Origin of the sequence: Methylobacterium sp. J-070 (assembly GCF_022829385.1) — a bacterium.
Lineage (GTDB): Bacteria > Pseudomonadota > Alphaproteobacteria > Rhizobiales > Beijerinckiaceae > Methylobacterium.
In genome coordinates, this window is record NZ_JAKSXX010000243.1 from 15,330 (window position 1) to 35,641 (window position 20,312).

A 20,312-nucleotide genomic window follows, 5' to 3' on the forward strand; every position below is an offset into this window, starting at 1 on the left:
CCGCCTTGGCTCCGCTCAACCGAGATCGGCCAGCAGGGCCGCGAACAGCCGCGCCCGGCGGGGCAGCGTGTCGATCAGCACGTGCTCCTCCAGGGTGTGGTAGCCCTGGCCGAGCGGCCCGAGGCCGTCCAGCGTCGGGATGCCGTTGGCGCCGGTGAAGTTGCCGTCCGAGCCGCCGCCGGCGCTGCGCTGGGGCAGGCTCTGGCCCAGCGCCTCGCTCAGGATCCGCGCCCGCTCGTAGAGGGCGATCCCGCCCGCATCCGGCTCCCAGACCGGGCGGGTCACGCCCCGGGTCACCGTGAAGCGGACGCCGTCCTCCTCCCTCGACAGGGCCAGCATCCGCGCGACGCCGCGGTCGAGGTCGGCCTGGCGCTTGGCCATGCTGAGCGCCTGACCGCGGCACAGGGTCGGGACGCAGTTCACCCACTGGCCGCCGGAGACGATGCCGGTGGAGACGGTGCAATCGGCATCCGACAGCGCGTCGATGGCCAGGATCTTCCGCGCCATGGCGCGGATCGCCGAGCGCCCCTCGTGGGGCGAGGCGCCGGCGTGGCTCGGGCGGCCGACCGCCTCCAGATCGAACCGCGCGATGGCGTAGCGCCCCGTGACCACGCCGTTCTCGGGCTGGCCGGGCTCCGGCACCAGCACGACGGCGTGCCGGGCCGCCTCGGCCTCGATCAGGTCGCGGGTCGAGGGGCTGCCGACCTCCTCGTCGCCGGTGAACAGCACGGTGACGGGCAGCGGCGTCTCGATCCCGGCCGCCGCGAGCGCGCGGATCGCCGCCAGCGCGATGACGTTCCCGCCCTTCATGTCGAGGATGCCGGGCCCATAGGCGCGGTCGCCCTCGATCCGCCAGGGGAGGCTGTTCAGGGTGCCGACCGGATGCACCGTATCGAGATGGCCGAGGACCAGGATGCCGGGCCGGTCGCGGTCCCGGTGGGGGAACCGCGCCCGGACACAGTCGCTCAGGCCCATCCGGCCGGGGATCGTCTCGACCCGCGCCCCCGCGACGGCGAGATCGCGGGCGGCCACGCCCATCATCCGGTTGACCGCCGCCGCGTCGTGGGTCGGGCTCTCGCATTCGACCCAGGGACGCAGGCTCGCCAGGATCTCGCGCGCATCGAAGGGCAGGTCCGGGATCATCGGGCGGCGTCCTCGGCGCGGGGATCGGCGAAGGGATCGGCGACGCGGGGCCAGTAGAGGCCGGAGCGCTTGGTGTAGGGGATCGCGCCGTAATCCGGCGGGACGGCCCCGGGCGCCGCGACGTAGCGGACCTCGCTCGCGACGGGTGCGAAGGCGGCGTAGAAATGCTGCATCGACTTCACCACGACGATCCGCTTGTCGTCGAGGGTGAGCCCGAGCCCCGTGAAGGCATCCGGCGCGAAGGCCTGCTGGCGCCTGTGGGTCAGCACCACGTGGATCCCGTCCGCCTCCACCCAGGCGGCGGGACCGAGATCAGCGCGGCCGCCGCTGAGCCCGGTCTGGCTGTGATCGTCCGAGAGGCCGCGCACGGTGACGCGCAGGTCGACGGGGTCACCCGAGGTCACGCCGCACTTGCCGCCGATCCGGAGCGCGAACGTCGCCCCGAGCCCGGCCTCGTGGCAGATGCCGACCGCGCCGGGATCCCAGATCAGCCCGAGGGCCGCGCCCGTCACGCCCCGCTCCGCCAGACGAGCGAGGATGGCGGTGTTGTCCGAAGGCGCGCCGGCGCCGGCATTGTCGGCGAAGTCGGCGAGCACCATCGGGCGCGGGTCCCGCGAAGCCAGCGCCGCGTCGATGGCCGCATCGATGCTGTCGCAGCGGCTCGCCGCCTCTTCCCGCATCGCCCAGACGGCGGCGGCGAGTTCGTCGGCCAGAGCCTGCGCCTTCCCGGCGTCGCCGTCGGCGACGACGAGCATCTTGGCGCCGACCTCCGCCACGTCCCCCCAGGGGAACCCGTGCCCGAAGGAGACCGACAGGATGCCGTCCTGCCCCTCCAGAGCCTCCATGCGGCGCACGAAGCCCGCCACCGGCTCGCGGCTGGTGCGCCACATGTTGACGATCCGGCAATCGGCATAGGCCATGACCGGCCGGATCTCTTTCGAGGCCGTCCGCACCACGAGGGGGTAGAGGTCGCGGGCGCGGTCGACGATGTCGGTGTGCGGGTATTCCTTGTAGATCACGATCACGTCGGCGCTGGCCCGCATCGCCTCGGTGAGGTGGCAGTGCAGGTCGAGCTCGACGCCGATCGTCGCGTCGGGCCCGACCACGGCGCGGACCCGCTCCAGGGTGTCGCCCTCGCAATCGTCATAGCCCTCGGCCACCATGGCGCCGTGCATGAACAGCAGCACCGCGTCGACCGGCAGCGCCGCCTTCAGATCCTCCAGCAGCGCGTCGCGCAGCTCCTCGTAGACGGCCCGCAGGGTGATCCCGCCGGGCTGGGCGAAGGTCGAGAGGCTCTCGACCACCGTGTGCCCGTCCGCCTCGGCCATCGCGCGCCAGGCCTTGAGGCCGATGTTGCTGAGGCTCGGCGGGTTCCGGCTCCCGTCCCGGCGGGCGTAGTCGGCGCGGAAGGCCGCGCGGCCCGTCGGCAGCGGGGCGAAGGTATTGGTCTCGGTGGCGAGGCCCGCGATGAAGATCTTCAAGGTCGTGTCCCAATCCGTTCCGGCCGCCGGATCAGGCGGGTCCCGGGGTCAGCGCGATGACGGTCTCGGTGGCCGCGTCCACGGTCGCGCGGCCGTAGAGCATCGGCACGTGGTCCTGGCGCCCCCAGACCGGGGCCAGGTCGGCATAGTGCGGGCTCTCCGGGTTCCCCGACTGGCCCGGCACGTTGACGAAGACCGACCGGTCCCAGTCGCCCACGTCTACGACCATGCGGAACGAGGCGCCGTGGGTCAGCCGGAACGTGTCGGTCCGGTACTCCGCGTGCATGACCGATGCCGCGGACCCGCCCACGGGCAGCGGACCGACATCCCAGGCCTCGTCCGGCCTCAGGCCGGTGAGGGGGTGGGCGAACAGGGCGTGGTGCAGTCGGCCCCAGGACCAGCCGGCGTCAAGGGCGGACGTCTCCGCATCGCTCCCTCCCCCCTCTGCGGGGGAGGGTGGCCCGCGAAGCGGGTCGGGAGAGGGGAGCGACGGCGCAGAATCCGGCTCGGCCTTCGTGAAGGCGATCGCCTCGTCCGGAAGCCGGGTTCCCCCCTCGCGGGACTTCGTCCCGACCCGACCCTCGCTGACGCGAGGGCCATCCTCCCCCGCAGAGGGGGGAGGGAGGGTACCCGGTGTATCCGCCGTGGGCTGCCCCGAGGGATCCGGTCCCAACCGATCCAGGCACTCCCGGAACGCTGCGCCGAGCCCGTCCATCAGCAGCCTGTCGCGCGTCGCCGGGTCGAGACCACTTTCCAGCCGCTCGATCAGGCTCTGCGTGTCGCCGGGGGGCAGGAGGCGGCGCGTCCCGGCATCGGGCACGAGTGCCGCCAGCAGGGCCGGGCGCAGGTGGTGCACCCAGACGAGCTCGATGAGGGCGGCCGCGGCGGACTCCGGGTGCAGCGCCCCGTCGAACGACGCCAGCAGGGCCTGGGCCGAGGCGACATCCGGATCGGACCCCGCCGGGAGCGCCCGGATCAGATCGGCGAGCCGCAGGGCCGGCTCGGAGACAGCATCGCCCTGGAGCGCCCGCGAATCCTCCAGGTTGTGCCCGATCTGCGCGCCGAGCACCGCCCGGATGCGGCGGGCGCGCCAGGGTTCGGCCCACTCGAACCCGACCTTCCGGGCCTCCACGGGGAAATCCGGCGGCAGGTTCATCTCGTTGGCGGTGGCGAGCCAGCCCGTATCCGGATCGATGCTCCGGGGCAGGGTGCCCGGATCGTGGAACCCGGCCCAGTCGTAGCGGCCGTCGCCCGGCACCGGCAACAGCCCGTCATGGGCCGGTCGCACCGGTGCCTTGCCGGCCATGAACCACGCGATGCGGCCCGCGGCGTCGGCGTAGAGCTGGTTCACCGAGGGTGCCGACCAGTGGCGCAGCGCCGCGCCGAAGCCCTCCGGGTCGGTGGCGCCGAGATAGGCGAGGCTGCCGAGATAGGCGGCAGAACCCGGCTCGGACCAGACGGTCCGCAGCGCGAAGGCGCGGCCGCCCGCCTCGCGGATCACCGGTCCGTGGCGGGTGAAGCCGAGCACCACGGTCTCGTCCGGGCCGCCGCGCACCGGGATCGTCTCCGCGATGCGGGTGATCGGCTCCCAGCCGGCGCCGTATCGAAAACGATCCGGGTCGTCCGGGTCCGTGGCGCAGACGAACAGATCCTCCTGGTCCATCGGCGCGATGGTCAGGCTGAAGGCGGCGCGGCCGTTATGGCCGATGGAGATGCCCGGCAGCGCCGGCTCGCCGGCCCCGATCACGTCGAGGCCCGGGGCGGTGAGGTGGACGGCGTAGCGCAGCGACGGCTGCAGGTAGACCCGGTGCGGGTCGCTCGCCAGGATCGGCCGGCCGGTGTCGGTGCGGGACGGCCCGATCACCCAGTTGTTCGAGCCCTCGGCCGGCTCCCGCGGGGCGGCCCGCCGGTCCCGCGTGACGGCGCCGTGCGCGTCGACCTTGCTCCAGGCCCAGGCGTCCTCCCGGGCGGCCGCCATCCGTTCGGGGGTGAACCCGACCGCCGCGGTGGCGAGGCGAAATTCGTCCAGGAGATCGTCCGGCCAGTCGGCGGCGTCGAGGCCGTCCGGGACCACCGGATCGTGCGGCGGGCTGATCCGCTTACGCAGGTCGTCCGCGGCGAGCCCGGCCGCGCGGGTTTCCGCGCGGGCCAGCACCCGGGCGCGGGCGACCTCGGACAGGACGTTGCGCACCAGGGCGTGGCTGCGGATGCGCACCACGTCCTCCGGCTGCCAGCGGCCCGGGCGGGTTGCGGTCAGGGCGAATTCCGGCGGCAGCAGCTCGGGCCGCGCCTCGGTGAGCGCCACGAAGGCGTTGAGCCCGTCCACGAAGGCCGTCACGATGGCCTTCGTGTCCTGCGGCCCGTAGGCGGCCCATTCCGCCGCCATGTCGCCGCGGTAGAGGAACAGCCGGGCGGCGCGGTCCTGGGCGAGGTAGCCGGGTCCGAAATCCGCCGCCAGCAGGCCGAGGCCGCGCTTGCGCCAGAGGTCGAGCTGCCACAGCCGGTCCCGGGCCGCGTTGAAGCCCTGAGCCCGGAAGGCGTCGAGCGTGGTCCCGGCCCGGATATGCGCCAGCCCCCAGCGGTCGACCCGGATCTCCGCCGGCGCCTCGAGGCCGGGGAGGGGGTACGTGGCCCCGCTCACAGAGCCACTTCGATGAGGTGCGGACCCGGCTTGGCCAGCGCGTCCCGGAACGCCTCGATGAAGTCGGGAAGCGTCTCGACCCGCCGGCCCTCGACGCCGAAGCCCCGGGCGAGGCTGACCCAATCCAGCGCCGGATCGTCGAGGCTCAGCATGCCGAGCGCCTTCGGTCCGGGATTGAGCGCGCCGACATTGGCGAGTTCCGCCCGCAGGATCGCGTAGGAGCGGTTCGACCAGACCAGCGTCACCACGTCGAGGCGCTCGCGGGCCTGGGTCCAGAGCGCCTGCACGGTGTAGAGCCCGCTGCCGTCGGCCTGGAGGTTGATGACCTTGCGGTCGGGGCAGGCCACGGCCGCGCCGGTGGCCATCGGAATGCCGAGCCCGATCGACCCGCCGCTGAGCTGGAGCCAGGTATGGGGCGCCGCGTCCCGGGTCAGGGCGAAGAAGTTGCGCCCCGTCGTGATCGACTCGTCGCAGATCACCGCGCCCTCCGGGATCAGCGCGCCGAGCACCTGCCCGATCGTGTCCTGGTCGAGGGGCCCGGTGGTCGGCAGCTTCGGGCGGGGCGCGACCGCGATCGGCTCGGCGGGCGGGGCCGCGACGGCCTCGGCGAGCCGCTCCAGGGCGTCGATCTGGTCCTCCTCGGGGGTGGCCAGCGTGATGGTGCTGCTGCCCTCGGGGGCCAGCAGGCTCGGCTTGCCCGGATAGGCGAAGAAGCCCACCGGCGGGGTCGCGCCGATCAGGATGATGTGGCGGAAATCCTTGAGCGCCGCGATGCCCTGGTCGATCGGGTAGGGCAGGCGCTCGATCGGCACCGTGCCGGCGCCGCGGTCGATCCGGGAATTCGAGGTCATCGCCAGCAGTTGCGCGCCGGTCGCCCGGGCGATCCGGTCGGCGATCACCCGGCCCTCGTTGCGCACCGCCCGGTCGCCGAGATGCAGGAGCACCGGCTCGCCGCTCCGCAGCGCCCTGACGGCGGCCGCGACCGCGTCGTCGCTCGCCCGCGCCCGCTCGGGCACCGGCGGCACCGGCGCGGGTCCCGTGCCGGGATCCCACGCGGTGTTGGCCGGCAGGATCAGGGTCGCGACCTGCCCCGGGGCGGTGCGGGCGGCCGCGATCGCCGCGGCGCCGTCCAGGCCGATCTCGGCCGCGCTCATCCCGGTCCGCACCCAGGACGACATCGGCCGGGCCAGCCCCTCGATGTCGGAGGTCAGCGGCGCGTTGTATTCGCGGTGGTAGGTGGCATGCTCGCCGACGATGTTGACGACGGGCGTGCGCGCCTTCTTGGCGTTGTGGAGGTTGGCCAGCCCGTTGGCGAGGCCGGGGCCGAGGTGGAGCAGGGTCGAGGCCGGCCTGTCGGCCATGCGGGCGTAGCCGTCCGCCGCGCCGGTGGCCCCGCCCTCGAACAGGAACAGCACGCAGCGCATGCCCTCGACCCGGTCGAGGGCGGCCACGAAATGCATCTCCGAGGTGCCCGGGTTGGTGAAGCAGACCTCGACCCCGCCGTCGACGAGGGTCCGGACCAGGCTCTCGGCCCCGTTCATGGTGCTCGGCGTTCCATCGGTCACGGGCGGCTCCCTGGCGGTCCGGACCGGTGCGGCCGGCGACTCGCATTTTTTATTATCGTGGCGCAGACGGCGCCGCGCGCAAGGGGCGAAGCCTGGCATCTTCTGTTCGCCGGACGCAGGGCGTAAGCCCGGGCATGGCGCGGGACTTGCGCCGGGCGCGCCGCAACTTCGACGGATGGGTCTCATGACGTTTCGCCGCCTGATCGCTGCCGCCCTGGCGGGGTCCGTCGCCCTGACCGGGCCGGCCAGCGCCGAGAGCGTGCTGCGCATCGCCATGACGGCGACCGACATTCCCACCACCACGGGCATGCCCAACAACGGCTTCGAGGGCATGCGCTTCCTCGGCTACCCGATCTTCGAAGGGCTGGTGCAGTGGGACCTCAGGAGCACGACCAAGCTCGCCGGCCTCATCCCCGCCCTGGCCGAGCGCTGGGAGCAGGACCCAAGCGACAAGACGGTCTGGACCTTCCACCTGCGCCAGGGCGTCAAGTTCCATGACGGGACGCCGTTCAACGCCGACGCGGTGATCTGGAACCTCGACCGCTACTACAAGAACGACAGCCCGCAATTCGAGCCCCAGGGCGCCGGCATCTCCCGCGCCCGGGCGCCGCTGGTCGGCAGCTACCGGAAGATCGACGATTCCACCGTGCAGATCACCACCACGCAGGTGGCGTCGTACTTCCCCTACATGGTGGTCTACCTGCTGTTCACCTCGCCCCGATCGTTCGAGACCGCGGGCCGCGACTGGGGCAAGGTCGCCGCCCTGCCGGCGGCCGGCACCGGGCCGTTCAAGATCACCCGCGTCGCCCCGCGCGAGGCGGTCGACCTCGCGCGGTTCGACGGCTACTGGGATCCGGACCGGATGGCCAAGGTCGACAAGGTCCGGCTGATGCCGATCCCGGAGGCGAATGCCCGGGTCGCGGCGCTCCGGGCGGGTCAGGTCGACTGGATCGAGGTGCCGGCTCCGGACGCGATCCCGTCCCTCAAGCAGGCGGGCTTCACCATCACCACCGGGTCCTACCCGCATGTCTGGCCGTACATCTACAATATCGGCGCGAAGGACAGCCCGCTGAAGGACGTGCGCGTCCGCCAGGCCCTGAACTACTGCATCGACCGCGCCGGCATCGTCGAGCTCCTCAACGGCACCGCGGAGCCGGCGACCGGCTGGCTCAACGACAAGGACCCGAATTTCGGCGCCCCGAAGAACCGCTACACGTTCGACGCCGCCAAGGGGAAGGCGCTGCTCGCCGAGGCCGGCTTCACCGACAGGAAGCCCCTCAGCCTCAAGGTGATGATCTCGTCCTCGGGCTCGGGCCAGATGCTGCCCATGCCGATGAACGAGTACCTGCAGGAGAATCTCAAGCAGGCCTGCAACGTCGATCTCAGCTTCAACGTGGTCGAGTGGCAGGTGCTGCTCAATTCGAGCCGGGCGCTGCCGGACGCGCCGGGCCTCCAGGGCTCGATGGCGCTCAACGTCTCCTCGCCCTCGTCGGACGCCGCCGTGATGGCCCGCTACTTCGGCGGCGACCGGTTCCCGCCCACCGGCTTCAACTTCCCGAACTGGAAGGACGACGCCTTCGACGCCGCCCTCAAGGCGCTCGCCGAGACCACCGACGCGAAGGTCATCGACGCGCAGACCCGGATCGCCCACGAGCGCCTCGTGGACAATCCGCCGTGGCTGTTCGTCGTGCACGACCTCAATCCCCGCGGGATGTCGAAGAAGATCCACGGCTTCGTCTCGCCGCAATCCTGGTTCGTCGATCTCACCCTCGTCAGCGTGCAGTAAACCGATGTCCGATCTCGATCCCATACACGCCTCCGCATCCGAACTCGGGCAAGCGTTCCGGTCGCGTAGCCTGTCGCCGGTCGACGCGGTCGACGCGCTGCTCGGCCGCGTCGCGGAGCTGGAGCCGAAACTCCGGGCCTTCACGGAGGTCTTCGAGGCCGATGCCCGCCTCGCCGCCGAGGGCGCCGACCGGGCGATCCGGTCGGGCCACGCGGTGGGTCCGCTCCACGGCGTCCCGGTGGTGCTCAAGGACCTGATCGACCTGGAGGGCCGGGTCACCATGGGCGGGTCGGCCGCCCATCGGGCGCGCCGGGCCGAGCGCACCGCCACCATCGCCCGGCGCCTGATCGCGCAGGGGATGATCGTGCTCGGCAAGACCCACACGGTCGAGTTCGCCTATGGCGGCTGGGGCACCAACCAGCATCTCGGCACGCCCTGGAACCCCTGGGATTTCGAGACGCCGCGCACCCCCGGCGGGTCGAGCAGCGGCACCGGCGTCGCGGTGGCGGCCCGGATGGCGCCCTGGGGCATCGGCACCGATACCGGCGGCTCCGTGCGCCTGCCCGCCGCCTTCTGCGGGCTCACCGGCCTCAAGGTGACGGTCGGACGTGTCTCGACCTGGGGGATCGTGCCGCTCTCGACGACCCTGGACACCCCCGGCCCGCTGGCCCGCACCGTGGAGGACACCGCGCTCCTCTACGAGGCGCTTTCGGGCCCCGATCCCCTCGATCCGACGACCCGCGGGATCCAGCCGGAGGCGCCCTGGGCGACCTTCAAGCGGGGCGTGCGCGGCCTGCGGCTCGGGCGCATGCCCGCGGCGGAGCGCGCGGGCGTCGCTTCCGACATGCTGGAGGCCTACGACGCCGCGCTCGACCTTCTGGCCGGGCAGGGCGCCGAGATCGTCGACGTCGCCCTGCCGTTCCGGTTCAGCGACTGCATGGCGCTGAGCCAGATCACCAACGCGGAAGCCTACTTCGTCAACGGTGCGCTGGCGGAGGATCCGGCCGCGCCGCTCGGCGACGCCGTGCGGGCGCGGATCCTGGCCGGCGCCGCGGTGTCGGCCCAGGACTACCTGGGCACGCTGCAGCGGCGCGCTACGATGAAGCTGCAATACGCGGCGGCGCTCGACGGCATCGACGCCCTGCTGACGCCGACCACGGAATGCGCCGCCGTGGCGCTCTCCGAGGTCGACGAAGCGCACCTGCCGTCGCGCTTCACCCGCTTCGGCAACATGCTCGATCTCTGCGCCCTGTCGCTGCCGGACGGCTACACCGCCTCAGGGCTGCCGCTCTCGCTCCAGATCGTCTGCCGCGGCTACGACGAGGCGATGGCCCTGCGGATCGGGCAGGCCTACCAGGGCGCGACCGACTGGCACCGGCGCCGGCCCCCAATCGGCTGACGGCGGCGCCGGGTCCGTCGCGACAGGGACCGCGCCGCGGGCGGTCCCCGCCCGATCCGCCCGCCGGGGCTCACGCCCGCGGGCGAGCGGCGAGCGATGCACCGCGAGGACCCTGGTCGGCGGACGGCCCGGTCACTCGATCACCTCGTCGGCCCGGGCGATGAGGCTTCCCGGCAGATCGATGCCGGCAGCCGCCGCAGAGGCCAGGTTGATCACGAGCTTCAGACGCAACGGCTGATAGAACGGTATCGTCCGCACCGCATCGCCCTTCAAGACCGCGGCGACCTGCTGTCCGACATGGCGGAAGAGATCGTTCACGTCGATGTCGTGGCCGATCAGTCCGCCCTTATCGACGTATTCGCGCAAGGGATAGAAGGCGGCGATCCGATATTGCCGCATCAGCGCGATGATCAGATCGACGTTGTTGAGGTTCTCCACCGCGGTCGTGACCAGGGCGGCCCCGGTCTGCTGCGCCGCGGAGGCCACCGCGGCTCTGTATTGCGGCTCGCGATGCGGGCTTTCGACCGGGGGGCCGATCAGCTGCAGGCCGGCACCCTCCACCGCCGATCGGACGCTCGATCCCAGCGGGCTCTCCCAGAGGGTCCGGGAGGTGAGCTGATAGATGCCGCCAGTGCCGGGCACGATCTCCCGCAGGAACTCGATCCTCTTCTCGAAGATCGCCGAACTCGAATTGACCATGATCCCCGTAATGTTCCCGTCGGGGTTCGACAGACTGTTCGAGAGTCCATAGGCGATCGGATCGCTGGTCAAGGCAATGATCGGTATGTCGGCCGTCAGATCCTTGAGCAGCTTGGTCATCCGATCCGACACGGCCAGGATCACGTCGGGATGCCAGTCGACGACATCCTTGGCGATCGTCTTGTAGGTCTCCGCTATCCCGCCGCCATCGAAGCGATTGACGACCAGGTTGTCGCCCTCCACGAAGCCGCGGCTCGCCAATTCCTTGAAGAACGTCGCGAAGTAAGGGCTGCCCTCCCGGGTCAGGCGGGCGACCGGCCGGTCGGGATGTGCGATCGCGAGCTTGCGCGCGCGCCAGGGCTGAGGTCGCGCGGCACGCGTCGAGCCCAGAAACGCCGCGCCTGCCGCGATGAACCTGCGTCGCCTCATCCCGCTCTCCCGGGAGCCTCGGCAACAAACTGGCTTGCAGTCTTTGCGGCGTCCAGACCTTCGATGACCCGTAGAACACCCGGCTCCGGCAATCGCCCGCCGATGTTCGCGCGACGAGCCGGCCGGCCCGACCGGCATCTGATGCGGGAGGCCAGTCGCCGGATGAACGCCCGACGTCAGGCCGGCGCCTGGCCCGCCACCACCACGCCGAGCGTGTCGAGCAGCGACGACCGTGCCCGGCTCACCCGGCTCTTCACGGTGCCGACCTGGCAGCCGAGCTTGGTCGCTGCCTCCTCGTAGGTGTGGCCCTCCGCGCCGACCAGCAGCAACGCCTGACGCTGCGTCGCCGGCAGCGCGCCGAGCCGCTCCCAGACGACCTTGAGGGTGCTGGCATCCTCCTGGTCGGACAGGGACGTCATCTGGCTGGCGTGGGTCCCGTCGACGTCCTCGATCTCGCGTCGCGTCTTGCGCAGGTCGGTGTAGAACTGGTTGCGCAGGATCGTGAACAGCCACGCGGTGAAGTTGGTGCCGGGCCGGAACCGGCTCTGGTTGGCCCACGCCTTGACGAAGGTCTCCTGCACGAGGTCGTCGGCCCGGCTCACGTCCCCCACCAGCGACAGCGCGAAGGTCCGCAGCGCCGGCAGCGCCTTGATGATGTCGTCGCGGAAGTCGAAGGCCACGGTCTGGCCCTGGGCCGCGACCGCCGCCTCGAAACGCCCCAGCAGCGCGGTGAGCTGGGCCGGCAGCGGCTCCTGCTCGACCACCTGGAAATACGCGCGAATCGGCAAAGCGAGGTGCTCGCCGATGATCGTCGCGTAGCGGATCGCACCCTGGTCGGGGGCCACCTTCGCGGTCGGGCTCTCGGCGTCGTGGTTCATGGACCCGTCCTGATCCGGCGTGCTGGTATACTGGAATCGATCTAACGTGATTACCGGCATAATTATGAACCGATACCAAACGCTGCCCGCGGGTTCGGGCTGTTTGCGTATCGCCTCGCGGACGCTTCGGCTGGTATAGCTGTCCCAACAGCGCGGCGGCGGGCTGCGGGACGCGCGATGCCGGGAGAGCGGTATGAGCCACGACCACGCGCATCACGCGCATGATCACGATCACGGTAGCGATCTCTCGCCGATCGAGGCGCGGGTGCGGGCGCTCGAATCCCTGCTCACCGAGAAGGGCTACATCGACCCTGCCTCCCTCGATGCCCTGGTGGAGCTCTACGAGACCAAGGTCGGCCCCCATGCCGGCGCCCGGGTGGTGGCCCGGGCCTGGGTCGATCCCGATTTCCGGGCGCGGCTCCTGGCCGACGCCACGCCTGCCATCGCGGAACTCGGCATCGGCGGACGCGGCGGCGAGCACATGGTGGTGGTCGAGAACACCCCCGAGACCCACAACCTCGTCGTCTGCACCCTCTGCTCCTGCTACCCCTGGCCGGTGCTCGGCCTGCCGCCGGTCTGGTACAAGGCGCCGCCCTACCGGGCGCGCGCGGTGATCGACCCCCGCGGCGTGCTCGCCGAGTTCGGGGTGACGCTCCCCGAGACCACCCGCATCACCGTCTGGGATTCCACCGCGGAGACCCGCTACATGGTCCTGCCCCTGCGTCCTGCCGAGACCGAGGGCTTCGACGAGGCGGCGCTTGCCGCCCTCGTGACCCGCGACGCCATGATCGGCACGGGCCTGCCCAAGGGCATCCCGGCCGCGCCGGTGGAGATGCCGGTATGAACGGCGCCCAGGATCTCGGCGGCGGCCAGGGCTTCGGCCCGGTGGTGCCGGAGCCGGACGAGCCGGTGTTCCACGCCGCGTGGGAGCGCCGCGTCTTCGCGATGGCGATGGCGATGGGCTTCACCGGCGCCTGGAACCTCGACGGCAGCCGCGCCGCCCGGGAGTCGCTGCCGCCGGCGGAGTACCTCGCGTCGAGCTACTACGCGATCTGGCTGCGGGCGCTCGAGAAGCAGGTCGCGGCGACCGGGCTGGCGACGCCGGCCGAGATGGAGTCCGGCAAGGCGGCGGAGCCGGCCAAGCCCGTCGCCCGGGTCCTGAGCCGCGACGGTCTCGAAGAGCGGTTCCGGGCCGGCTTCCCGAGCAGCCGCGCCGCCGAAGCCCCAGCCCGGTTCGCGGTCGGCGACGCCGTCCTCGCGCGCAACATGCACCCGACCGGCCACACCCGGCTGCCGCGCTACGTGCGCGGCAAGCGCGGCCGGATCGTGCGGGTCGACGGCGTCTTCGTCCTTCCCGACACCAACGCCTCTCTGGCGGGCGAGAATCCGACCTGGCTCTACACCGTGGCGTTCACCGCGCAGGAGCTTTGGGGCGAGAGCGGCGAAGCCGGAAGTGTCGTCACGGTGGCGGCCTTCGAACCCTATCTGGATCCCGCGTGAGCGATCCGTCCCCGAGCACGTTCAAGGCGCCCTGGGAGGCGCAGGTCTTCGCCATGGTGGTCTCCCTGCAGGAAGCCGGGCTGTTCACCTGGTCGGAATGGACGGAGCGCCTCGGCCGGGGAATCCGGCCCGCCGGATCGCCCGAGCGGGCGGCCGATTACGGCGCGTGGCTGGAGACGCTGGAATCGATCCTGTCCGAGCGCGGCGTCACCCGACCCGAGGGCGTCGCGGCGCGGGCGGAGGCGTTCCTGCGGGCCGCCGCGGCGACTCCCCACGGCGAGCCGATCCGCCTGGAGAACGATCCGCTCCACCGGCCCTGAGCCTGCGACCGGCGGAGCCCGGCCCCCGGACGCGAGCCGGTCCCGGTGCCATCGGCCGCGCCCGCCAATGCGGCGCGCGCCTCAGGTCCGGCCCGCCATCCCGGTCCCGAGGCGGTCGAGCGGCACCGGTGCCGCGTGCGACCGCCCGCCGAGCAGCTGATCGAGCAGCGCCAGCACCTCGGCCCGTCCGCAATTGCGCGCGGGCTCGAACGGCGTCCAGGTCTGGACGAAGTCGAGACGCTCGAACACGTCGCGATAGCGGCGCAGCTCGGCCGGGGTGAGCGGCACCCCGCGCACGAAGGCCTTGTGGGCCGAGATCGTGGTCGCGCGGCGGACATCCGCCGGGTCGAGTTCGAACTTGAGCGCGTCGCCGCAGAAGCAGATCTTCCGCGAACGGTCGTACAGGACCGCGTGGCCGTCGAAATGGCCGGCGGTGCGATGCAGTTCCAGACCCGGCAGGGGCTCCAGGGAATCGTCGTAGGGCCAGCTCACCTGGAGCGCCGCGCTCCACGTGAAGTCGGCGGCCGGGAGGCACAGTTCCGGGTCGAACCGGTCCTGCAGCTGCGGCAGCGCCCCGTAGGAATGCGGGTGCGAGGCCGACAGCACCGTCATGCCGCCGAGCCGCTCGATCTGGTCGAGGGCGGCCTCGCTGAAGACCGGGCAGCCCTCGAAGCCCATGTTCCCGTGCTCCGTCTGGATCAGGTAGGCGGAGGGGCCGATGCCCGAGACGGGCGCGTTCCAGAAGCGCCAGACCCCCGGCTCGAGCTCCTGCCAGTGGCACGGGAACGCGTCCTGGGCCTCCCGCGCGGTGCGGAAGCGCCAGCCGTCCTGCGGCACCACGTGGCGCGCATCGAGGCACATCGGGCAGGCGGCGGGCGCCTCGAAGTGGCGCTGCCAGAACCCGCAATTGTCGCAGGTGTAGGCGGGCAGCTTGAGGGCGCCCGCGAAGGGCAGATAGCCGGGCATCGTTCGCGAACCTTCCTCGGGTGCTCCACCATCGGGCAACGCTCCATAGCGCAGCCGTCAGCGCCGTCCCTCCAGCCGGCGCGCCGAACGGGCGGCGTGAACGGTGCCGGCGAGCCCGACCAGCGCCAGGCCGGCGAGGCCGCCGACCACGAGGTCCCGGGTGCGGCTCGTGCAAAACTCGGCCCGGCTCGCCTTGGTTCGACCGGTGAAGCGTCCGTCGATCCCGGCGGGGCCGGGCACGGGCTCGCAGAGGTTGCCGGCCATCTCGGGGATCGTCTCGTCGGAGAGCTGGGCCGACCACATGGAGGCGGCCTTGCGGTCGGCGAGCGCCGGCGCCAACGCCTGCGCGGCGGCCATCATCATCGACGAGCGCCCGACCCAGACCTCCCGGCGGGGGTGCTCGACGGCGTACAGGATCGCCTCGGCGCAGAGCCGCGGATCGAAGACCGGATCCGGGGCGTACTGACGATGCCCGGTGCGGTTGCGCGCCCAGTTGAACTGGGGCGTGTTGACCGCCGGCAGATAGACCACGCTGAGGCTGACGTTGACCCGGTCGTGGATCAACTCGCAGCGCAGCGCGTCGGTGAAGCCCGAGACCGCGAACTTCGCCGCGCAGTAGGGCGCCTGCAGCGGCGCCGCCCGAATCGCGAGCCCGGACGAGACCTGGATGATCGCGCCCCGGTCGCGCCGCTTCATGTAGCGCAGGGCGGCGAGCGTCCCGTAGACCTGGCTGAGATAGGTGGTCTCGGTGACCCGGCGATACTCGTCGGGGGTGATCTGGTCCGCCGGGTTCACCACGGTGGACATGGCGTTGTTCACCCAGGCGCGGATCGGGCCGAGTTCGCGCTCCACCCGCCCGGCGGCGGCCTCGACGGCCTGCGGGTCGGCGACGTCGGCGGCGATCGCCAGGACCGGCCGGCCGTAGCCGGCAAGCGCTCGTTCGGCCGCGGTCAGCCGGTCCGGATCGCGCGCGATCACCGCCACCGACCAGCCCCCGGCGGCGAATCGATGCGCGGTCGCGAGTCCGATCCCGGCCGTGCCTCCGGTAACGACCGCCACCCGTGCCATATCCGCCTCGCTTCCGGTTGAAGAACCGCTTGGCAACCGATGTCGCGGCGCACAGTTGCGCGATTCGCCCCGGTCGCAATGTCACGGCCCCGGCGATTTCCGTGACGCGGGCGCAACGTCCGGCGCTGGCCGCTGTTGACTGCGTGTGCCGTGACGGTGTCGGCACCGAGGGCTGGGCCATGCGCTCTGGACGACGCTTCACCCTGCCGATCGATCCCTGGCCGCAGGCCTCGCTCGCCGAGCGGACCGCGGTCGGGATGGTCCTGACCTTCCTGCTGCTGATACCGTTCTGCGCGGCCGGTGCCGCGCTCTTCGTCATCACGACGCTCACGGCCTATCTGCAGTGGTCCTACGACCGCGGCGCCTCCCTGCGCGCCCTGATCGAGCGGCGGATCTGGGCGCCGATGACGCGGCACCGGCGCCTCGTCCGGAAGGCCTGACGGCCGCGCGGCGACCGTGTCCGGCGCGGGGCGGCGGTGCCGCTCCGCACGGGACCGAACCGAGACGGCGACGATCGCTGTGCGTTCGCAGCCGCCGGATTTGACCTGGGCGTCTCTGCTGGGCCAGTCAGGTTCGGAACCGAGAGACCGCCATGTTCCGTTCCCTGATGACTGCGCGGCGCTTCGCGCCCCTGTTCTGGTGCCAGTTCTTCTCGGCGTTCAACGACAACTTCCTGAAGAACGCGCTCGCCTTCCTGATCCTGTTCGGGATCGGCGGGCAGGCGGATGCGCATGCGGGCGTTCTGGTGACGCTCGCAAGCGCGGTGTTCATCGGCCCGTTCTTCATCCTGTCGGGGCTCGGCGGCCAATGGGCCGACCGCTACGACAAGGCGCTGATGGCCCGGCGGCTCAAGTTCGCCGAGATCTTCGCGGCCGGCACCGCGGTGCTCGGCTTCCTGCTGCATTCCGTGCCCGTGCTGTTCGTGGCTCTGGGTCTGTTCGGAACGATCGCGGCCCTGTTCGGCCCGATCAAATACGGCATCCTCCCCGACCACCTCCGCCGCGAGGAGCTGCCCGCCGGAAACGCCCTGGTGGAGGCCGCGACCTTCCTGGCGATCCTGCTCGGTACCATCGCGGCCGGAGCGGCCTCGTCGCTCGGCGGTTCCGGGGTCCTGTTCGGCGGCCTCGTGATGGGCTTCGCCATCCTGTGCTGGCTCTCGGCCCGGATGATCCCGGCGACCGGGGAGGGCGCGCCGGACCTGCGCGTCGACCCCAACGTCGCCCGCTCGACCGCCGCGCTGCTGCGCGACCTCTGGGCCGACACGCGGCTGTGGCGCGGTTCGCTCACGGTGAGCTGGTTCTGGCTGGTCGGCGTCGTGGTGCTGTCGCTGCTGCCCGTCCTGGTGCGCGGCGCCTTCAACGGCACCGAGACGGTGATCACGCTGCTGCTCGCGCTGTTCTCCATCGGCATCGCGCTGGGCTCCGGGCTCGCCTCCTGGCTCGCCAGCGGCCGGATCGTCCTCCTGCCCACCCCGGTCGGCGCGGTGCTGATGGGCCTGTTCGGCCTCGACCTCGCCTGGACGATCGGCCACCTGCCCCCGCCCCCCGCGGAGTCGATCGGCCCGCTCGACTTCCTGCAGACCGGCCACGGGCTGCGCACCGGCGTCGACTTCCTGGGCCTGGCGATGTCCGGTGGCCTCTACATCGTCCCGTCCTTCGCGGCCGTGCAGGCCTGGGCCGAGAAGGCGATGCGGGCGCGCATCATCGGCGCGGTCAACGTCATGACGGCGGCCTTCATGGTGGCCGGCACCCTGGCGCTGGCGGGTCTGCAGGGCGCCGGCCTGTCGATCGCGAGCCTCCTCGCGCTGGTGGGGGTACTGAACCTCGTCGTCGGCGCGATCGTGTTCGCGACCCTCCCGACCAGCCCGTTCCGCGACGCGCTCTCGATCCTGTTCCGGGCCTTCTACCGCCTGGAGGTCCGCGGGCTCGACAATGTCGCGGCCGCCGGGCCGAACTGCATCGTGGCCCTCAACCACGTGTCGTTCCTCGACGCGCCCCTCGCATTGTCGCTCCTCGATCAGGAACCGGTCTTCGCGATCGACAGCGGCATCGCGCAGCGCTGGTGGGTGCGGCCGTTCCTGCGGGTCACCAAGGCGATGCCCCTCGACCCGACGCGGCCGCTGGCCACGCGGACGCTGATCAACGCCGTCAGGAACGGCGAGACCCTCATCATCTTCCCCGAGGGCCGGCTCACCGTCACCGGCAGCCTGATGAAGGTCTACGACGGCGCCGGGCTGATCGCCGACAAGTCGGGGGCCATGGTCGTGCCCGTGAAGATCGACGGGCTGGAGCGCACCGCGTTCTCGCGCCTGTCGCGCCGGCAGGTGCGCCGCCGCTGGTGGCCCAAGGTGACGGTGACCGTCATGCCGCCGGTGCGCCTGACCGTGGACCCGGCGCTCAAGGGCAAGGCGAGGCGGCAGGCGGCGGGCGCGGCCCTCTACGGGATCATGTCGGACCTCGTGTTCCGCACCGCCGCCGTCGACCGCGGCCTGATGGCGGCGCTGATCGATGCGGGCGAGCGGCATGGCTGGCGCCGCAACGCCCTGGAGGATCCGGTCGGCGGACGCCTCACCTACGGCCGGCTCGTGATGGGCGCCAACGTGCTCGGCCGCAAGCTCATGCCGCTCGCGCCCCTCGGCGGCCGGATCGGCGTGATGCTGCCGAACGCGAACGGCGCTGCGGTCACCCTGTTCGCCCTGGCCTCGGCGGGCCGGGTGCCGGCGATGATCAACTTCTCGGCCGGTCCCGCCAGCGTCCTCTCGGCCTGCCGGGCGGCGCAGGTCGACAAGATCCTGACCTCCCGGGCCTTCATCGAGAAGGGGCGGCTCGGCCCGCTGGTCGAGGCGATCCGCGAATCGGTCGAACTGATCTACCTGGAGGACGTGCGGGCCAGCATCACGACGTCGGACAAGGTCCGCGGGCTGCTCTCCGCCCGCCGGCCGCTGGTGGCGCGATCCGGCGAGGATCCGGGGGCCGTGCTCTTCACCTCGGGCAGCGAGGGGACGCCCAAGGGGGTGGTGCTGGCCAACCGCTGCATGCTGGCCAACGTGGCGCAGGTGGCGGCTCGGATCGACTTCGGACCGATGGACAAGGTGTTCAACGTCCTGCCGGTGTTCCATGCCTTCGGGCTCACGGCCGGGCTGGTGCTGCCCCTGGTCTCCGGGGTGCCGGTCTACCTTTACCCGTCACCGCTGCACTACCGGATCGTGCCGGAGCTGATCTACGGCTCGAACAGCACCGTCCTGTTCGGGACCGACACGTTCCTGACCGGCTACGCCCGGGCCGCCCACGCCTACGACCTGCGCTCGCTCCGCTACGTGGTGGCCGGGGCCGAAGCCGTGAAGGAGACGACCCGGAGGACCTGGGCGGAGAAGTTCGGTCTGCGGATCCTGGAGGGCTACGGCGTCACCGAATGCGGGCCGGTGGTGGCGCTCAACACGCCGATGTTCAACCGCTTCGGCACCGTGGGACGGATCCTGCCGGGCATCGAGACCCGGCTGCAGGCGGTGCCGGGGATCGACGAGGGCGGCCGCCTGTCCGTGCGCGGCCCCAACATCATGCTCGGCTACCTGCGCGCCGAGCGGCCGGGGGTCCTGGAACCGCCGCCCGACGGATGGCACGACACCGGGGACATCGTGGAGATCGACCCGATGGGCTTCATCACGATCAAGGGGCGGGCCAAGCGCTTCGCCAAGATCGCCGGCGAGATGGTCTCCCTCGCCGGCATCGAGGCGCTGGCCGCCGAGCTCTGGCCCGAGCGCCCGAGCGCCGTGGCGGCCGTGCCGGACCCGCGCAAGGGCGAGCGGCTCATCCTGTTCACGCAGGCGCGGGATGCCACCCGGGCGGCCTACCAGAGCTTCGCCAAGAGCCGCGGCGCCTCGGACGTCGCGATCCCCGCCGAGGTGGTGGTGCTGGAGGCGCTGCCGATGCTCGGAAGCGGCAAGATCGACCAAATGTCCGTCGCCAAGCTCGCCCAGGAGCGCGCGAAGGCGTCGGCCGCGGCCTGAGCGGCATCGATCGGAGCGACAGGCGCGTGCTGCCCCGAGCCCGCCGGGGCCGGCGTCACCCAAACGGAGGATGCGGGCCTGTCCGCGATCCGCTCGTATCACGAATGCAGTCCCGACTCGATCCGGTGCAATGATCGGATCCGCGGGCTGGATTTCGTCGTCGCACGTCGCATCCAGAGGGACAGATCATGCTGAAGGACAGGCGGATTCCGACTTGGCTCGCTAGGCGGACGTACTTCAAGCGGATCGGGCGCTGGACGAAGCTCAACAAGAATCGGAGCCCGGCGACACCCCCCGCCGAATCGGCAGCCATACCGTCGAACGTCGTGCCGTTCCCGACCCGGGAGAGCTGGCCGAACCGTCCGGCTCTGCCGGGCCTGCGCGGCGTCAGCATGGCCTAGGACGGGGACGGACACCGCGGGTATCGGCGG

General features: G+C 71.8%; 16 protein-coding genes. 8 read left to right on the forward strand and 8 right to left on the reverse strand.

Annotated features, from left to right (window positions below; genetic code table 11):
• Window positions 1–15: 15 nt before the first annotated feature.
• From MKL01_RS27905 to MKL01_RS27920, 4 genes are read right to left on the reverse strand one after another with little or no spacing between them, the layout of a single operon-like run.
• Window positions 16–1,143, reverse strand: a complete 1,128-nt coding sequence (locus MKL01_RS27905) for a M20/M25/M40 family metallo-hydrolase (protein WP_243908432.1) — start codon at window positions 1,141–1,143, stop codon at window positions 16–18.
• Window positions 1,140–2,624: a M81 family metallopeptidase gene (locus MKL01_RS27910; RefSeq protein ID WP_243908433.1), complete on the reverse strand. Its 1,485-nt coding sequence runs from the start codon at window positions 2,622–2,624 to the stop codon at window positions 1,140–1,142. The genes MKL01_RS27905 and MKL01_RS27910 overlap by 4 nt, the downstream gene beginning before the upstream one ends.
• 31 nt (window positions 2,625–2,655) lie before the next feature.
• Window positions 2,656–5,265 carry a penicillin acylase family protein gene (locus tag MKL01_RS27915; RefSeq protein WP_243908434.1) on the reverse strand — a complete coding sequence of 870 codons (2,610 nt, stop codon included), beginning with the start codon at window positions 5,263–5,265 and terminating at the stop codon, window positions 2,656–2,658.
• Window positions 5,262–6,806: an acetolactate synthase large subunit gene (locus MKL01_RS27920; protein ID WP_243908452.1), complete on the reverse strand. Its 1,545-nt coding sequence runs from the start codon at window positions 6,804–6,806 to the stop codon at window positions 5,262–5,264. The genes MKL01_RS27915 and MKL01_RS27920 overlap by 4 nt, the downstream gene beginning before the upstream one ends.
• 208 nt (window positions 6,807–7,014) lie before the next feature.
• Between MKL01_RS27920 and MKL01_RS27925 the strand changes: the two genes are divergently transcribed.
• Together MKL01_RS27925 and MKL01_RS27930 are read left to right on the forward strand one after the other, a co-directional pair.
• Window positions 7,015–8,616, forward strand: coding sequence for an ABC transporter substrate-binding protein (locus tag MKL01_RS27925; RefSeq protein ID WP_243908435.1), 1,602 nt, complete (start codon window positions 7,015–7,017; stop codon window positions 8,614–8,616).
• Window positions 8,617–8,620: 4 nt separating this feature from the next.
• Window positions 8,621–10,015, forward strand: a complete 1,395-nt coding sequence (locus MKL01_RS27930) for an amidase (protein WP_243908436.1) — start codon at window positions 8,621–8,623, stop codon at window positions 10,013–10,015.
• A 132-nt stretch (window positions 10,016–10,147) separates the two neighbouring features.
• Here the strand turns inward: MKL01_RS27930 and MKL01_RS27935 are convergent, their stop codons facing one another.
• Entirely contained in the window at window positions 10,148–11,143 is a 996-nt protein-coding gene (locus MKL01_RS27935) for an ABC transporter substrate-binding protein (RefSeq protein ID WP_243908437.1), read from the reverse strand.
• 176 nt (window positions 11,144–11,319) lie between these two features.
• A complete protein-coding gene (locus MKL01_RS27940; protein ID WP_243908438.1) occupies window positions 11,320–12,021 on the reverse strand; it encodes a sigma-70 family RNA polymerase sigma factor in 702 nt (233 codons plus the stop codon).
• 193 nt (window positions 12,022–12,214) lie between these two features.
• Here MKL01_RS27940 and nthA point away from each other — a divergent pair, with 193 nt between their 5' ends.
• Genes nthA through MKL01_RS27955 form a run of 3 tightly spaced genes read left to right on the forward strand, consistent with a single transcriptional unit; the run spans window position 12,215 to window position 13,841 of the window.
• Window positions 12,215–12,865 (forward strand): nitrile hydratase subunit alpha, encoded by a 651-nt coding sequence (nthA, locus tag MKL01_RS27945; RefSeq protein WP_243908439.1) that lies wholly within the window; start codon window positions 12,215–12,217, stop codon window positions 12,863–12,865.
• Entirely contained in the window at window positions 12,862–13,521 is a 660-nt protein-coding gene (gene nthB, locus MKL01_RS27950) for a nitrile hydratase subunit beta (RefSeq protein WP_243908440.1), read from the forward strand. Before nthA ends, nthB begins: the two co-directional genes overlap by 4 nt.
• The gene (locus MKL01_RS27955) at window positions 13,518–13,841 is read left to right on the forward strand and encodes a nitrile hydratase accessory protein (RefSeq protein ID WP_243908441.1); all 324 of its coding nucleotides are present in this window, start codon (window positions 13,518–13,520) and stop codon (window positions 13,839–13,841) included. Before nthB ends, MKL01_RS27955 begins: the two co-directional genes overlap by 4 nt.
• A gap of 81 nt (window positions 13,842–13,922) precedes the next feature.
• Here the strand turns inward: MKL01_RS27955 and MKL01_RS27960 are convergent, their stop codons facing one another.
• Both MKL01_RS27960 and MKL01_RS27965 read right to left on the reverse strand, forming a co-directional pair.
• Window positions 13,923–14,807 carry an MBL fold metallo-hydrolase gene (locus MKL01_RS27960; RefSeq protein WP_243908442.1) on the reverse strand — a complete coding sequence of 295 codons (885 nt, stop codon included), beginning with the start codon at window positions 14,805–14,807 and terminating at the stop codon, window positions 13,923–13,925.
• Window positions 14,808–14,864: 57 nt separating this feature from the next.
• Complete coding sequence (locus MKL01_RS27965) at window positions 14,865–15,875, reverse strand: SDR family oxidoreductase (RefSeq protein WP_243908443.1); 1,011 nt, start codon at window positions 15,873–15,875, stop codon at window positions 14,865–14,867.
• 179 nt (window positions 15,876–16,054) lie between these two features.
• Between MKL01_RS27965 and MKL01_RS27970 the strand changes: the two genes are divergently transcribed.
• The 3 genes from MKL01_RS27970 (at window position 16,055) to MKL01_RS27980 (ending at window position 20,282) form a co-directional block, all read left to right on the forward strand.
• Window positions 16,055–16,315 (forward strand): hypothetical protein, encoded by a 261-nt coding sequence (locus tag MKL01_RS27970; RefSeq protein WP_243908444.1) that lies wholly within the window; start codon window positions 16,055–16,057, stop codon window positions 16,313–16,315.
• A gap of 152 nt (window positions 16,316–16,467) precedes the next feature.
• Window positions 16,468–19,881 (forward strand): acyl-[ACP]--phospholipid O-acyltransferase, encoded by a 3,414-nt coding sequence (locus MKL01_RS27975; protein WP_243908445.1) that lies wholly within the window; start codon window positions 16,468–16,470, stop codon window positions 19,879–19,881.
• Between the two features lie 188 nt (window positions 19,882–20,069).
• Window positions 20,070–20,282: a hypothetical protein gene (locus tag MKL01_RS27980; RefSeq protein ID WP_243908446.1), complete on the forward strand. Its 213-nt coding sequence runs from the start codon at window positions 20,070–20,072 to the stop codon at window positions 20,280–20,282.
• Window positions 20,283–20,312 lie beyond the last annotated feature (30 nt).